This is a genomic window from Vibrio sp. AIC-3 (assembly GCF_013114515.1).
Classification (GTDB): domain Bacteria; phylum Pseudomonadota; class Gammaproteobacteria; order Enterobacterales; family Vibrionaceae; genus Vibrio; species Vibrio crassostreae_C.
The window spans coordinates 7,808-25,510 of record NZ_VTXG01000025.1 but is presented as its reverse complement, the minus strand read 5'-3'; the positions used below and the strand labels follow the sequence as shown (position 1 = coordinate 25,510).

At 46.0% G+C, this 17,703-nt stretch carries 1 protein-coding gene; it reads right to left on the bottom strand.

Annotation, left to right across the window (positions count from 1 at the left end; translation table 11 throughout):
- Window positions 1-8: 8 nt before the first annotated feature.
- Complete coding sequence (locus F0229_RS16290) at window positions 9-17,579, bottom strand: retention module-containing protein (protein ID WP_171733249.1); 17,571 nt, start codon at window positions 17,577-17,579, stop codon at window positions 9-11.
- Window positions 17,580-17,703 lie beyond the last annotated feature (124 nt).

The following is a 17,703-nucleotide window of genomic DNA, read 5'->3' as shown; positions in this document are numbered from 1 at the left end:
GGTTCGCTTTAACCGTGAGTTATCACATTCTGCTGTACCAATGCATCCAGAATGTCCGAAGGCATGGTGCTACTTAAGGTTAGCTGTGGCGCAAGGTCTTCAACCACAATCACCTGTTCCGTAGTACCTAAGCCATCCGGGTTGATCGTAAGCTCAATATCATCCCCGTCCACTTTCGCGTCTATTTGTTGTAGCAACGCGGTCATGTCTGGAGATGTATTTTTAAGCTCCGGCAACACTTCTCTCAAGTCAATGCTGTCCCCTTCCGACAAATCAAAGTCGGTAATCGTATCTTCAACACCATCTTCGATGTTAAGCCATACGAACGAGTCCATACCATCACCACCAGTCAGAATGTCTGAGCCTCCGCCGCCAATCAGGGTGTCGTTACCGTCACCGCCAACAAGCGTATCGTCACCTGCGCCACCTTCAAGTCGATCATTCCCTGAACCACCCGTTAAGTCAGTCGCATTAGCACCAGCCAGTAACTGAACATCATCGGTTTCCGAAGCCAAGTTAATATCAACTGCGTTAGACACAATGTTCAAGTTAAGGTCAATCGATGCAGAGGTTGCTGTATCGTTGTTGTCAGTCTCTTCAGAAACCGCCTCGACTTTCAGTGTGTAGTTACCTGGAGTTTGAGAAAGCCCAACCGCTTGCAAGCTTTCAATTGCATCTGCCGTTGCTACCCAAACACCACCGCCAAGATCCGTCACAGAACCCGCAGCACTGGTGATTTGAGCGCCAGCAGGTACATCACTGATATGCAGCGTTAGCTCTTCTGTAATGTCCGTTAAGGCTGCGATAATCCCAACTAAAGGAATGCCACTCGCACTCACAGACTGACTCGCAGTAATGTTTCTCACGTAGTTAGTCGCACTATCGATAGACAGGGTTGGTGCATTCGCCACTGGCGTCACCGCGATGTTGTAAACCACAGGTGCTGTCTCTATCGCAATACCTGAAGGGTTGCCGCTGTCTTTGGCAACAACTTCTAATCCAATGCTATTGGTTGGAGACAGGCTCGCATCAAGGAAAACACCATTTGGACTGGTTGGCGTATCAATCAACGCATTCAGGTCACTCAATGTCCCCACTAAGATGACTGAACCCGTGTTGTTGCCGTTAACAACAACCGTCGTCACTGCTGGAAGTGATACATTCAATGTACCGTAATCCACCGTCAGCGTGACGGTCATCAGATCATCAGAAAATGTATCTACATAATCAGGGTCACTGACATTGATACCACTCAACAGTTGACCAGCATCCTCGTCAATAACCGTAGTGACACTGTCACCATTAACAACCGGTGTATCGTTCACTCCATCGACAATCGCGGTGATCTCCGCTGTATCCGTTAGGAAGTCATTAGCGCCGTTGGTTGTACCATCATCCTCTACGGTATAGGTAAACTTAACGTTGCCGTTGTATTCATCAGCTGCCGTAAATACCCAGTATGAGCCAGTGATCGTAGCATCATCAGCACCACCTACGTTCTCGAAGCGTTGTAGTTGACCTTGGCCTTCATCGAGCGCCAGATTAGTCACGGTAATCGTGTCGTTTTCCGGATCGCTCGTCGCAGCAATTAAATCGCCCTCTTTGATGATCAACTGACCTTCTTCAAGGATGTTGCCTAAGTCGATGTCCGTTGCTATAGGAGCGTCATTCACTTCCGTTACTTCAAGACTAATTTCAGCACTGTCGGTTAGGAAGTCATCCGCGCCATTAGTTGTACCGTCATCAGTAATTGAGTAATTGAATTTAACGTCACCGTTAAAGTCGTTGTCCGCTACAAATAGCCAGAATGGTCCGGTAATCGCCGCGTCATCGGCGCCACCTGCATTTTCAAAGCGGGTTAGTTGGCCTTGTCCCTGAGTCAGAGTTACACCAGTTACTGTTAAGTTGTGGTTTTCTGGGTCAGAGCTTGCTGCAATTAAATCCCCTTCAACAATGACGATTTGACCATCTTCTGCAATCGAACCTAAATCAACGTCTGTCGCGACAGGTGCATCGTTCACTTCCGTCACCTTAATGGTGAACGTAGTTTGATTAGTTTGAGCCGTATTCGGATCACCTGCGTCAATCAAGCCGTTATTACCACCATCATCGAGCGTTGCATTGATCGTGACTAAACCACTCTGGTTGAGGTAATTCTGGTCTGGATCGGGTTTGAACGTCACTGCTCCATTGGTCAATGCGGTATTGATGTCGGCTTCTTTACCGGTAATCACCAATGAGCCACCAGGTTGCAATACAAACGTCACATCAGGAGAACTTGTAAACTCAAATACACCTTGTGCTCCCGGCAATAATTGGTCAATTTCCAACGTCAGCGTATATGGTGCATCCGGATTATCAAAACTTGCGTCTACATCGTAGATACTAAAGTTGTCAATCGCCACACCACTTGAGTCTTCTTGCGTTTCAATGTTGGTGACATTCACAAACGTCGGCTGGTCGTTGATCGGATCAACCACTAAATCAACATCGAAACTGGTTGGTGTACCCAAATATTCGGTGTTATCAGCGTCAGTATCAACAGAGCGAACGGTAATCTGCAGCGGGCCATTGATGCCTAACACATTACCTGCATCACTGTTGTGTTCACCAGAATTGAATACGATCTTATCAAGTGACTGCGCAGCAACATCCAGTGTCCAGATCTTCGTAACTGGATCGTAACTAGCCAAGGTCGTGCCGTCTGGGTAGTAGATAGAGGCATCTTGAGGCACACCCGCCACTTCAACTCGAAGTGTTTCAGGAGCATTTTCAGTAAACGTTCCACTTCCTGTTGCAGACAGCTCTTTGTCCAAAATCGTCGCATTGATTTCGATATCAATGTTTTGGCCTTCATTACCTGCCACTGAATCGGTTGGGTTAGTATCGACATCATCGCCAACAGGTACCACATGCAGTTTGAAGCTTGGCAAGTTTGCCGCCGCAGTAGGCACACCCAGCAACGATTCTTGAGTGAAGACTTCCACACCAAACTCAGCGGTACCACTGAAGTTTTTAGGCGGTAAAATCGAAATCTCACTCAAGTCGAACGATAACCCTGATGCTTGAGGTAGTTGAACACTCCACTCACCACCACCATTATTCTTCACCGTGTATGCCGAACCAGCATCTGCACGCATCTGGAAGCCATCAGGTACATCTGTAAACTTAATCGACACAAACTGCTCTGAGCCATCAAGGTCAGTCAATGCGATCGATACTGGCCCCGTACCTGACAAGGAAATAAGTTGGTCTTCGTTACCTGTAATCTCGATAACATCCGGATCACTGCCCGGTCCTGTGACAAGGACATCATCCACGACAGGAACCACTTCAAAGTTCACACTCGTAGAGAAAGTATCGGTATCAGTCGCGCTGCCAGTTGGCGAAGCTGCATCATTGTATGTAGCAGTATCGGTAATCGTCCCGCTGACATTCACTTGCACCTGATTTACGTCATTATCTGTTGGGTAATTTAACGCCGGTCGGAATAGTACATTATCCAACGCGCCTGCATTAATCTCAGCTTCATTAAAGGTCACCGATGTGCCAAGCGATACCCCTGCGCTGGTATAGAAAGCCCCAACACTCGTGTCATTTAACGTCAGTGTGATAGAGGTGAATTTTTCGTCACCACCTTCAACTCCGCTTACTTGGTCATCAATGGTCGAGCTGAAATCAAGTTGGATATAGGTATCTTCGTAGCCGACTGGATCTTGCCCTGCTTGACCGTCGGTATCGACAGGGTTAAACGAATCGTCAAGCGAACCAACGACAGTAACGTCAATATCTGGGTTACCTTCAACATCAGGAGCAACTTTAATGACTACTTCTGTCACTAGAGTTTTCTCATCCCCCGACAATACGTCTTTAGTTACTATCGTCAACGGCAACCTAAAGTCGCCGGAGTAGTCGGCTGGTAAGTTAAGCAGTAGTCCAGAGAGGTCGGTCGAGACCCCTTGATCGACGGTAGTCTGGAATACATATTTCCCGTTAACAAAGTCGAGGTCGCTGCTTCCCGATAAACTAATTGGGAAGGTGACTTCGTTCGCCGCTCCTGGATTAATGGTCACACTGTCATCAATAATGATGGTCACTTGATCAGTTGAGTCGTCTTCGCCCGAGAACGTAATTAGACCATTCAATGCCGTCCCCAGATCTAACTGGGTGTCCTCAATCGCATCAACAACACTGTTTGGTGTAATATCAATATCGGCAGCAACCTTGTTACTCCCAACCACCACTTGAGGAAATGACAGAGTGACTTCTCCGTCCCTACGAGCGGCCGTAGATGACTCAACCTCAGCACCATCACCTCGGTCTATCACCGTACTAAAGATGTCCATCTTGATGTCATTGAACCCTCCAGCCCCGCTGTTTCCTGAAGGAAGAACAAGGCCGTTCGGTGCACTTATGCTAAATATGTCTTCATTCGTTACAACCCAGCGCCCATTGCCTTCATAAGCAGCGCCAATAACGAGCAGTTGATTGAGTACAGCATCTGATAGCTCCGAACCGTCCACGTTTGTTAATTCAATAACTAACTGGTCAACTTCTTCGATAGCGGACGAAGCATCTGTTTCTTGATATCGAATGACGAACTCATCCGTAACCGATGTATTATCGCTGTTGGTTGTGAACTTAAGCACGCCAGTGTTTGCATCAGCAACTACGGTTGCTAGTGCTCCAGTACCCAGCACATCATCGACGATAAGCTTGTTGCTAGCGTCTTTCGGCTCAACGACTGGAAGTACGATAACATCAATCGAGCCCGTGATTGTCGCGGTAGCGATGCCCTGACCAGGATCAGTCGCATCAACATACTCATGATCTCGCTCTTCGATCATGACAACCGTATTAAGCGTAAAGTCGGTGCTCGAGTCTTGTTCAGGTGTGATCTGAATAAAATTATTGTTCAGTGCAATTTGAGTAAACTCTTCTGCCGTCTGTCCACTCTTCGGCGTAATGGTTAAAGTGCCTGCTGAAGCATCGTAAACCCAAGTTACATCGCCATTAACCACAACACTTTCAACATCTGTCGGAATGGCACTGATCACAATAGAAGTGAAATGCTCATCATCATCAATATAATCAGTACCCTCTGGGTGCCAATCAATACTGATCGCCGTATCTTCATCGCCATTAGTGACTGTGCTGTACGTCGCTGAGGTATCGATTCTAGGTTCGACTAACACTCGCACTTCTTGGTCAAACGTAAGCGTATGACCGTCATTCTCAGTCACGATCACTTTACCCTGAATGTGAATGTTCTCTGTTGAAGAATCGACAGGTCTGATGCGGATTCCTGAGGTTTTACCTGCGTCAGTGATGTTCGCTTCGTAGATAGGTTTAGAAAGATCGGGGCTACCACCCGGACCGGTTTCGTAACCGACAAAGTTAAGGTCAATAATGGTACCGTCACCGTCTTCCAGAATAACGCCATCAGGAATACCCGAGAGGATAACGGTTATGGATTCTGAACCATCGTCAGGTAATGGGGTTTGATCTACTGCTGCAGGATCAGGTCTTCTCTCTCCCGACAACACGGTGAAATCAAGCTCGGCGTAGCTGTCTCCATTCTGGCTCTCTTGGATCGTGGTTTGAACACCAGGTGTTGTGCCATCGGTGATTGCTGTCCAAGCCGTACCGTTTGTACCGCCATAAGGAATATCTGCAACCCCTTTAACCTCAACGTTAACCGTTTTAGTTCCTAGGATTTCTTCATCAACTTGTGCACCAGTAGAGAGGTTCGCAGTGTCTTTAACCACACCGGTTACATCAAAAGTAAAATCGACATTGCTGTGTTTAGTCGGAACAATCTCTACGTTGGCGAGATCGGAATACGCCACTTCCTGATAATCAATACCGTTAATAGTGATTGTAGGAACTGGGGTCGTAGTTCCAAGGAAATAAAGCACCGCCCCTTCGGTAATATTACTGATACGAACAAATAGCTCTTCTGAACCATCAGTGTCCACTGAGCCGTTCATTGTGATGACTTCGTCTAGCGTGAAGGCATCTTTGTTGTCCAGAGGACCTAGGTAGTCTGGGTCATCAATATTGTCTTCGTTAATACGAATCCGGTTAACACTGAACGACCCAGGGTCCGCATCGGCAGTCACATCAATGATAATGTTTTGCTCAACAGAGCGAGCGGTCGTTTTGTCTAACCCGCCGTTCGCTGAATCATCGTATGGGTTAAGCGTCTCTTCCGTAATTGCCGTCGCTTTGAACTCAATTTGTCCAGAGAAGTTGTCGATTGGGTTAACGACTGTGCTATTAATATCAGCAGATGCGATGATATAAACACCATTAACAGGCGTTAACACATTGCCATTTTGATCAAGTAACTCAAACTTCCCATCACCCTGAATCGCTTCAAGTTCATAGGTAATCGTCTCAGTATTGCTGTTATCTTGCGATTCAGCATTCAGCTGCAACGTAACATTGTCTTCATCTTCATTCACTTGATACTGATAAGTACTGTTGGCGTCATCCCACGTTGCAATATCCGCTACCGCTTCAATCTCGATTCTGAAGTTTGAGTTAACGGTGTGATCCGTATTGCCATTTTTCTCAATTTCTAGCTCATAACGAACGCGCCCACCAGTTTCATCCGAACTAGCGTGTTGGTCCGGAACAAAGAACAAGTTGTCTATCGTCGCAATAGTTTGTCTTGGCTCATTCGGATTTGGAGCAAAGCTTTGTTCGAGTTGAGGAGGACCAAATATAATGCTCCCATTTGACTCAGGCACTAATTCAATGTAGTCAGCACCATCAAAGTAATAAAAAGTACCTTGATGACTATCACCTCCGTTCGGGCTTTTAATCGTCAACTGGCCAATAGATTCAGCGTTATCTTGGTCATACAGACTAACTTGCAGCGCAACTTGAGCTGGCGCATTAGGCAAACCATTTTGGTTATCTTGAATATTCTCAAGAGCCGGCTCATCACCTGTTGCATAAGGTATGGTTGAGTCTCTACCCGCATCCTCGAAGGTCGTCACTTTCAGAGCGATTCTTGTAGAGTCCCTATCAGTAATCGTTATATCTAACGGTGTTTCAGAGGTATCTAAATCGCCATCCGTCGCAATCACATTAATCGAAAAATCGATGGTGTCTAGGCCGTCATGATCGAGATAGCCGTTAGCTCTAAATTCAACCTCGCCATTTGAGTTGATACGCAAACGCCCTAGCTCACGGGTGTCCACGCCACCACTACCATCGTCGGTTTGTTCGTACACTCGTACTTGTTGACTACCGCTATTTAAATCGAAACTGCTGCTGTACGGCCCGCTGTTTCCTGTACGGAAAACAATATCTGCACCATTACTGGTAATGCCCTCAATTCGACTCAGTACCGCGCCATCCGCGCCGACATCCGTCGCATTAGCAAACATGTCAACTTTGGAATTACCATAGCCCTGGCCTTCAATTCGTGTGATCGATTGAGTTGTCACCAATGGAACATCATCAGTCACCGTGATTTTCAAATCGATCGCGTTTGATTGGTCTTGATCAAAATCTTCTGCAACAACAGAAAAGTTAAGGTCAATTGCGTTTTCATTCGCGCCATCAGGGTGCTTAAGTGGTTTAAACAATTCAAACTGATAGCTGTTATCCGAGGTATCGAAAATAATCTCAAACACAGCTTCATTACTCGTTGCAGTTTGAGCAACGTAAGTAAATGTTGTGCCGCTTTGTGAAACAGCAAGCCACTCTAAACTTTCTCCGTTGGAGGTTAAGCCAGTCAGAACCAAATCTTCATCAACCAGTTCATACTTCACAACACCATCCGCGCCTTCATCGACAGTGAACAGGCCATTAATAATGGTGTCTTCAAATTGATCGGAACCAATACCAGTAAGATCGTCTTCATCGACAACCGTTTCACCCGTCGGCGCACTCATTACTGGCGCATCGTCTAGCACCTCGATTGGCAATACATATTGGTTAGAATCATCGCCGTCACCATCAACCGCAACGACATCAAATGGAATCGTTAAGGTATTGGAATTCGGGCTTGTTGGATGGTTTAGAGGACCTAGCAACGTAAACGTATAAGAGCCGTCATTCGCTAGCGCGAGCGTGAAGATAGGAGTTCCACTTGTCGTCGTACCTTGATAGGTCGTTGTGTTGGCGGCACCTGTGACTTCTGTAATAGAAATCGCTTCAGTTCCAGAGGTCAATGTCGCTTCAAGCGCAGAGATATTACGCAGTTCGTAAACCTCTACTTGGTCTGCACCTTCTGTGGTAACAAATGCACCTGTTGCTTGAGAAATCGCAGAGCCGAGATCATCTTCATCAACCACAAATGTGCTGGTCGCTGTCGTATCGGTAATGACAGGCACATCATCGGTGATAGTAACGGTCAAAGGTTTCATCACAGAGTCGGTATTGTCTTGGTCGACCGCGATCACTGGCAGAGTGAATACTTGATCGTTGTTGCCTTGCACAGGCAGATGATCGAGCTCTTCCAACAAAGTGAAGGTGTATTCGCCTAGCACTACACTATTAAAAGTGATGGTAAAGATATCCGTTTGAACACCCCCACTCTCAACGAAACCAATATAGGTTCCGCTGTTGGCTGGATCTTCTTTAAGCTGAACCACTAGGCCATCCGATTTCAAATCACCAGACGTGTTGAACTGAGTGGTATCAATACGGAAATAGCTCACATCATCACTTCCCGCTGTGAAAGCAATGGTTTCAGTTTGGCTCACAGGTAAGCTCGGAGATGAACCTTCCACGAGATTCGCTTCTTCCAATGCAACCGTTGGTACAGTATCAATTACCGGTGGAGCACCATCTGAAATCGTCAATGTCACGGTCGAAGTAACAATATCACCGTCTTTATCTTCTGATGTCACGGTAATCGTCTTAACGATATCACCACCAGAATGATTCAGGTTTCGATTAGGCTCAAAGCGCACATCACCTTCAAGCGTGATAAACAACGAACCTTCCGTAAATACAAACTCTTGCTCACCAGTGTTGGTTTGCACCAGAGACTCTTCAGGCTGACTACCATAAGTAAATTTGGTTATGGTAGCGCCATCAGCACTTTGCGCAGGCATCACATCAAATGTCGTTGTGGTAGGTGTGCCCGTGCTTGGTTCAGTGATGCTAAGCGCACCAGACTTCATTAACTGGACATCATCGGTGATGGTTACTGAAAGCGGTTTAGACGCTGAAATATCGCCATCGGTGTCTTGCGCGTAAACAGAAAGATCAAAACTCAGATCGTTGCTTCCTAAGCCATCAACGTGATCCAAACGCTCAAGCAGCGTAAAGGTATACTGGCTAGGATTAGTATCATCAAAATCTAGGGTGAATATGATTTTCTCACCACCCGAACCATCCGTCGTAAACGCAATGTAGTCGCCAGAACCCGCAGGCTCCTCACGTAAACTCAATTCAAGGCCATCAGACTTCAACACGCCGTTGGTATTGAACAGCCCAGCTTCAACGACTATTTTTCCAATGTCATCACTGCTCGCTAGCGAGGTGATAGTCTGAGTCACACTGACAGGCGTTCCGCTAGGTGTCGAACCATCCGCAAGTAAGCTTTCCGACAAGCTGACACTTGGCACAACGTTGATTGTTGGTCCATCGCCATCAACAATCGTAAGCGTGACTGTTGATGAAAAGGTATCTTTATCAAAGTCAGAAGACGTAAACACAATCGACTTAACAATGTCGCCCGCAGAATGATCTAGATTTCGGTTTGGTTCGAACCTTACATCACCGCTTAGCGTGACAAACAGTGAGCCTTCAGCGAAGGTAAACTCTTGCTCGCCATTGTTAGTTTGATCCAAGGTGATCGCTGAACCACCACCAAAAGTAAACTGAGTAATGGTCGCCCCATCAGCACTTGGTGTAGGCATTACATCAACAGTAGCAGTGGTTGGTGTGCCAGTATTTGGCTCTGTGATGCTTAACGTGCCATCTTGCATCTGTTGAATGTCATCTTGTATCGTTACCATGACATCGCGTTTAACCGAATCATCACCATCGGTATCAACGGCGTAAACAGGCAGGTTGAAGTTGAGGCTGTTATTAAGATCACCATCAAGGTGATCTAACGCCTCAATCAAAGTGAAGGTGAACTGCCCTTTATTAACGCTATCAAAATCAATGGTGAATACATTAGTTACGTTACCGGCCCCGTCATCAGTAAACCCGATGTAGTCGCCAGGTGAAGCAGGATCTTCTTTTAACTGAACAACAAGACCATTTGATTTGAGTAGGTCGCCAGGATTGAACTCGTTGGTTGCAATTCTAAAGTGGCTTAAATCATCACTACCCACGGTATAAGTGATCGTTTGTGTCGAGCTAACCGCTGAACCACTCGGCATAGAGCCATCAGTAAGACCAACTTCCGATAGGTTAATATCTGGCACTACATCGATAACCGGATCAATTCCGTCTTTGATCGTCAACGTGACATCCGCGGTATCGGTATCGTTATCAAAATCACTGGTCGTCACGACTATCGTTCTCACGATATCGCCAGATGAATGGTCTAGATTTCTACTTGGTTCAAAGCGCACCTCACCTTCAATCGTGATGTACAGTAAGCCATCGGTTACGGTAAAAACTTGTTCTGTAGACACAGTTGGGTCTAACGTAACAGCCGTGCCACCATCGTAGATAAACTGAGTCACTTTCGCGCCATCAGCACTCTGTGTCGGCATAACGTCGATTGTTGGCGTGGTTGGCGTACCTGCTGCTATATCAGCAAGTGAAGGCTCAGTGATACTTAACTCCCCATCTTGAACGCCTTGTACATCATCGGTGATCAACACGGTCATTGGCGACATTGCAGAATCATCACCATCGGTATCAACCGCTAAAACAGGGACATCGAAACTTAGAGTATTGTTTTGTAATCCATCTGTATGGTCTAACGCTTCAAGCAGTGTGAACGTATATTGCCCTAGATTGGTTGTCGAGAAACTGATCGTGAAGACGTTGGTTTCGACGTTAGAACCGTCCTTGACGAAGCCAATGTAATTACCAGAATTCGCTGGCTGCTCTTTAATCTCAACCTCTAATCCATTCGACTTCAAAGCCCCCGAAGTATTGAACTGAGCAGGGTCAATTCTGAAATAACTAACATCGTCACTACCTTCTGAGTAGGCAATAACTTGAGTCATCGCCACTGGATTGCCGGTTGGCGAAGAACCATCAGCGAGATCCACTTCTGAGAGCGTAATTCCAGGGACCAAATCGATCGTTGGAAGATCACCATCGGTAATCTTCAATGTCACGGTAGATGAGACGATATCACCATCAAGGTCAGTAGATGTAACAACAATCGTCTTAGTAATATCACCACTCGTGTGATCTTGATTTCGCACAGGCTCGAATCGTATCTCACCTTCTGTGGTAATAAATACAGAACCTTCAGTGAACACAAACTCTTGCTCGCCATTCACATTGAGATCAAGGCTTTCTGCACTGTTTCCATCAAACACAAATGAAGTGATTTTTGCTCCATCTGCGCTCTGATTTGGCATCACGTCCAGAGTATTCGATGTTTCGACGACTCCAGCAGGCTCACGACTGGTTATTGTGCCGCCTTGCATCAACTGCACATCATCACCAATAGTCACGCCAAGCTGAGAGACTAACGAATCGTCGCCGTCACTATCCACCGCATACACAGGCAGATCAAAACTCAGGTCGTTGTTGCCACGTGCATCTTGATGATCCAAGGCTTCGATTAAGGTAAAGGTGTATTCACCTAAGGTTGTCCCAGAAAAACTCAACGTAAATACTGTGGTTACCGCATTCGACGAGCTGGTTGTAAATCCGATGTAGTTGCCCGACCCTTGCGGATCTTCACGTAATTCAACAGCTAAACCATTCGATGTGAGTGCATCATTGGTATTGAACTCTGTTGGTTCAAGGCGGAAGCGGACCACATCATCACTTTGATTAGTGAAGGTGATGGTTTCGGTTTGACTTACCGCACTGCCACTTGGGGCTGAACCATCCGTCAGGTTCGTTTCAGATAAGCTAACCGTTGGAATAACATCAATGGTTGGAATATCACCATCGGTGATCGTTAACGTAACGGTTGACGTGACTGAGTCTTTGTCGAAATCGCTTGAGGTCACCACTATCGACTTAACAATATCGCCGGCCGTATGGTCAAGATCTCGATTAGGCTCAAAGCGAACTTCACCTTCGAGGGTAATGTACAGTTTGCCTTCTGCGAAGATAAACTGCTGTTCGCCTGCAATATTTTGATCGAGGGTGTTTACGACGCCATCATAAGTGAACTGAGTGATGGTCGCGCCGTCAGCACTTTGGTTTGGCATGACATCAAAAGTAGCCGTGGTCGGTGTACCAGCCGCTAAATCAGCGACGGTCGGCTCGGTAATATTGAGCGCACCACCTTGCATGATTTGAACATCATCATCAATCGTTACATTAAGCTGCGATACCAGTGAATCATCACCATCACTGTCTACCGCATAAACAGGCAGATCAAAGCTCAGATCATTGTTCGCTAGGCCAGCAACATGGTCTAGCGCTTCAAGTAGAGTGAAAGTGTATTCACCTAACGTGGCTGAAGAGAAGCTAATGGTAAACACGGGGACTTCAGCGCTCGAACCGTTGGTAATAAAGCCTATGTAAGTGCCCGGATTAGCCGAATCTTCTTTTATCTCGACCGCAAATCCATTCGATTTCAGTACACCACCGACATTAAACTCAGTTGGTTCAATGCGGAAACTCGTCACATCATCACTTTGGTTAGTGAAAGTAATCGTCTCGGTTTGACTTACTGCGCTACCGCTCGGGCTAGATCCATCGCTAAGGTTAGTTTCAGATAGAGTAACGCTTGGCACGGCATCGATGGTTGGGATATCACCATCGGTAATCGTCAGCGTAACCGTTGCTGTCACGGGATCGTTATCGAAGTCACTTGAAGTCACCACAATCGACTTCACGATGTCTTCGCTCGTTGTGTGGTCTAAATTACGATTTGGCTCAAAACGCACTTCACCTTCAAGAGTGATAAACAACTCACCTTCTGTGAAGCTAAATTGCTGCTCACCATTGTCAGTTTGATCCAATGTTCGAGTTTGACCATCATACGTAAATTGAGTGATCGTCGCGCCATCGGCACTTTGTTCTGGCATCACATCGATGGTATTGGTTGTCACTGTGCCGTCTGCAAGATTTGGTTCAGTGATATCTAACGTACCACCTTGCATGATTTGAACATCATCACCGATAGTCACATTGAGTTGAGACACCAGTGAATCATCACCATCTTTATCAACAGCGTAAACCGGCAGGTCAAAGCTTAGGTTGTTATTTCCTAGCCCATCAACGTGATCTAACGCTTCCAACAGTGTGAAGGTGTATTGACCGATATTGGTATCCGAAAAACTAATCGTGAACACGTTCGTTTCAACATTAGGCGCCGTCGTCACAAAGCCGATGTAGCCACCCGGCGTACTTGGGTCGACTTTCAACTCAACCGTCAGTCCATTCGATTTTAGAAGGCCGCCAATATTGAACTCAGTAGGTTCAATACGGAAACTCGTCACATCATCACTTTGGTTGGTGAAGGTAATCGTCTCAGTTTGACTGACCGCACTGCCGCTTGGAGTAGAGCCATCACTCAGGTTGGATTCAGATAGCGTAACACTTGGTACATTATCAATCGTTGGAATATCGCCATCGGTAATGGTCAGCGTAACCGTTGAGGAAACAAGATCGTTATCAGAATCACTTGAGGTCACCACTATCGATTTAACAATGTCTCCACCTGTGTGGTCGAGATTGCGATTAGGCTCGAAACGCACGTCGCCCTGTAGGGTGATATACAGCGAACCCTCAGGAACATCAAATTTCTGTTCACCCGTATCGCTTTGGTCAAGTGTTAGTACCGCTCCACCATCGTAGGTCAACTGAGTAATGGTCGTTCCATCAGCGCCTTCTTCATCAAGAACATTAACCGTTGTCGTGGTCGGCGTACCTGCCGCTAAATCCGAGACCGTTGGCTCTTCAATATCGAGTGAGCTATTGACCATCACTTGAACGTCATCGGTGATCGTCACCGCCAACGGAGACATCAGAGAGTCGTCACCGTCGCTATCGACGGCGTAAACAGGCAAGTTGAATGTGAGGTCGTTAGTGCCTTGAATCGGCGTGTGGTCAATCGCTTCGATAAGCGTAAAGGTGTATTCACCCAAATTAGTACTGCTGAAATCAAAAGTGAAAACGGTAGTTTCAGTATTCGAAATATCAGTCGTGAAACCGATATAATTACCCGAACCTGCAGGTTCTTCTCTAATCTCGATCACCAGACCATCGGACGTGAGAGAATCGCCAACGTTAAATTCACTAGGCTCTAAACGGAATTTCTCAACATCGTCACTTTGGTTGGTGAAAGTGATGGTTTCTGTTTGGCTAACCGCACTGCCGCTTGGTGATGAGCCATCAGCGAGATCCGATTCTTCAAGAGCAACACTCGGAACAGCATCGATAGTAGGGTTATCACCATCAGTAATGGTCAAAGTAACGGTTGATGTCACCGGGTCGTTATCAAAGTCATTCGACGTCACGACTATCGACTTAACAATGTCTTCACTCGCAGAGTGGTCTAGGTTACGGTTTGGCTCGAAACGCATTTCACCTTCAAGGGTGATGAACAAGCGACCTTCTGCGAAGTTAAACTGCTGCTCGCCTGAAATACTTTGATCCAGTGTATTTACGACACCGTCATAATTGAACTGAGTGATGGTCGCGCCATCTGCACTTTGATCGGGCATCACGTCAATGGTGTTGGTTGTTACAGTGCCGTCAGCAAGATTTGGCTCGATGATATCTAACGTACCGTCTTGCATGATTTGAACGTCATCACCAATAGTCACATTAAGCTGAGACACCAATGAGTCATCGCCATCGCTGTCTACCGCATAAACAGGAAGCTCAAAGCTTAAATCGTTTTTATCTAGGCCATCCACATGGTCTAGCGCTTCAAGTAAGGTAAAGGTGTATTCACCTAACGTAGTAGCAGAGAAACTAATGGTGAATACTGGGATTTCAGAGCCAGAAGCGTTGGTAATAAAACCGATGTAAGTGCCCTGAATAGCAGAGTCTTCTTTTATCTCAACCGCAAACCCATTCGATTTCAGTGTCCCATCAACATTGAATTCAGTTGGTTCAATACGAAATTTAGCTACATCATCACTACCAGCAGTAAAGGTAATCGTCTCGGTAGCGCTGACCGCACTTCCACTTGGAGAGGATCCATCAGCAAGGTTGGCTTCTGAGAGAGTAACTGGCGGGATCAAATCAATGATTGGATCTTGACCGTCAGTGATACTTAGCTCAAGTGTTGAAGTGTCAGTGTCTCCATCACCATCTTCAGCTAAAAACGAGAACTGTTTTACAATGGTTTCACTGTTTGTATGGTCAATATCGCGCGCAACTTCAAAACTAAAATCGCCATTTAGTGAGATGGTTACAACACCCTCAGTAAAACTGAATGTTTGAACAGCATCTGGCAGCAAGCTCTGATCTAGTGAGTAATCAACACCATCATAGTTAAAAGATTGAATTGTCGAGCCATCAGCGCCTTCGAAGTTGAACAGATTATACGAAACAACGGTATCGCCGGCTAAAGTTGGTTCCGTGACTGATTCAACTTTATCAACTAGCTCAACAACATCATCTGTGACATTAACGAGAATCTCTGCGGCTTCTGGTGTACTCGAACCGCCAGATAGTGCAGAACGGTCGCCATCTGCATCAACAGCATAAATTGGCAATGCAAAAGTTAGCAGCGCATCTTCAGCGCCTTGATGAGAAAGTTCTTCATAAAGATTAAACTCATAGTTGCCCAATGAAGGGCTATCAATTTTAACATCAAAGACCGTAATTCTCGTTCCATTGACCTCAACGTAACCTTCATAAGTTCTTACACCACCGATCTCACCAATCAGCTCAAGTAGCACAGCCTCACCATTTGAAACCAAGGTGCCACCCGTATTAAATTCCGTCGGCTCCAGTTCATAATGGTCGATGATGTCGCTTTCGAAAATATCGGCAGTGATACTTCCGCTCCCCGCTACAGGCGCGGTTCCCTCTTGTGAGCCACCAATGATGCCTGCTTCATCGACACTAATACTGTCGACATTAGTAATGACTGGGCTATCGCCATCAGTGATAACAATGTTGATGTTATTGGTTACAACATCTTGGTCGAAATCGGTAATCGTGATCGGTAAATCGAACGTCAGTGAATCGGTGCCCACTTGTTCTATTGGATTAAACTGCTCGAATTTATAAGTACCATCGGTATCTAGTGAGATAGTGAGAACAACCTCACCTCGACCTTGGATGGACAGAGTAATCGTTGTTCCATCATCAGAAAGTCTGGCAAGCGTATTTTGATTATCACTGAGCAACCCATCAAACTGGTCCAGTGCACCAGCATCAAATACAGCTGATTGAAGATTATCACTACCAATATTGGAGAACGTTCCTTCAATTGCTGCACTGCTAGTTTCTACGTTACTGATATTCACACTTTCAGCAGACGGATCGCCCCCATCAACCACGGCAACTTGCGCATTAATTGGTGTTGCTAATGGGTTTCCGGCGGTGTCTTCACCTTGAATATCAAAAGTGATGTTAATTTGATCGCCTGTATAGGAAACCTGACCGCCACCAACAGACGTTACGTGATCAATTGGTTGAGAAATCGTTGTGGTCAATGAAAGCTCAGCGTTATTTCCAACACTAACAACATCGATGTCGATGCGTAATACTTCATCGGTGCCTTGAACACCAATGATAGAGTTCGTCGCCGCATCATAAGTAAACGTAACGGGTTGACCACTTGAAGTAATATCACTGTTTAGCTCTGTGAGTAGCGAAGCGAGAGACAGTGCTTCTGGAACAAAAGAATCAGGGGAGAGCGCTAAACTACCAGCAATAATCGTTTCGGTAGTTGTAATAGATTGGGGGTAGGTATTGCCAGAAATGGAGCCTTCGGTGAGCACTTCACTGATTGATTGACCTCCCGATGAACGGGTTATTGTTCTGAACTCTTCTCGGTCTTCATCAACCGTTTGTTCTGCTAGACCTGCGGTCTCAAAAAATGTCGACGGATGAGTTTCGGTGTAGTTGTAGTCAATCGTCACAAAGCCAGCGTTTGCAGAACCTAATCCGCCCCCCGCAGCCGTTGCTTCTAAGATTTGGGTCGGATCGGCACCACCTAAAATGGCTTCTTGGATAGCAGCAAATTCATCATCATCAAAATCTCCTGCATCGGCTTGCTGTAAGTCAAAATTAACTTCTCCAGCGATAGGAGCATCAGCCCACACTAAGTCTTGATCAACACAGCCAACACAATTACTTGCCACCTCAGTGACACCGTTTGGGTTACCTAATAACAGCTCTGCTTGGTTTGCAGTGATAACAATCTCGTTTTCACGAATAATATCGCCAACTGAAATTTTTCGTGCGCTTCCATCAGACTTAACCGCAATGACTTCTCCACTCACTGCCTCTACAACTGCAGCTTGGCGCGAAACTTCAATACCCATATATCCCCCGAGGTCACAAAATGCTGTATTGCCCAACATCGTGAAAATGATAGTAATAACGGTTTCAGGCTTAAATTATATTCAGAACTTATTCTCTGCATTAACAATCAATTACGTAGACTGA

Excerpts from the sequence above, each read along its gene's own strand:
- F0229_RS16290 (WP_171733249.1), bottom strand. The coding sequence starts at position 17,579 with ATGGGTATTGAAGTTTCGCGCCAAGCTGCAGTTGTAGAGGCAGTGAGT.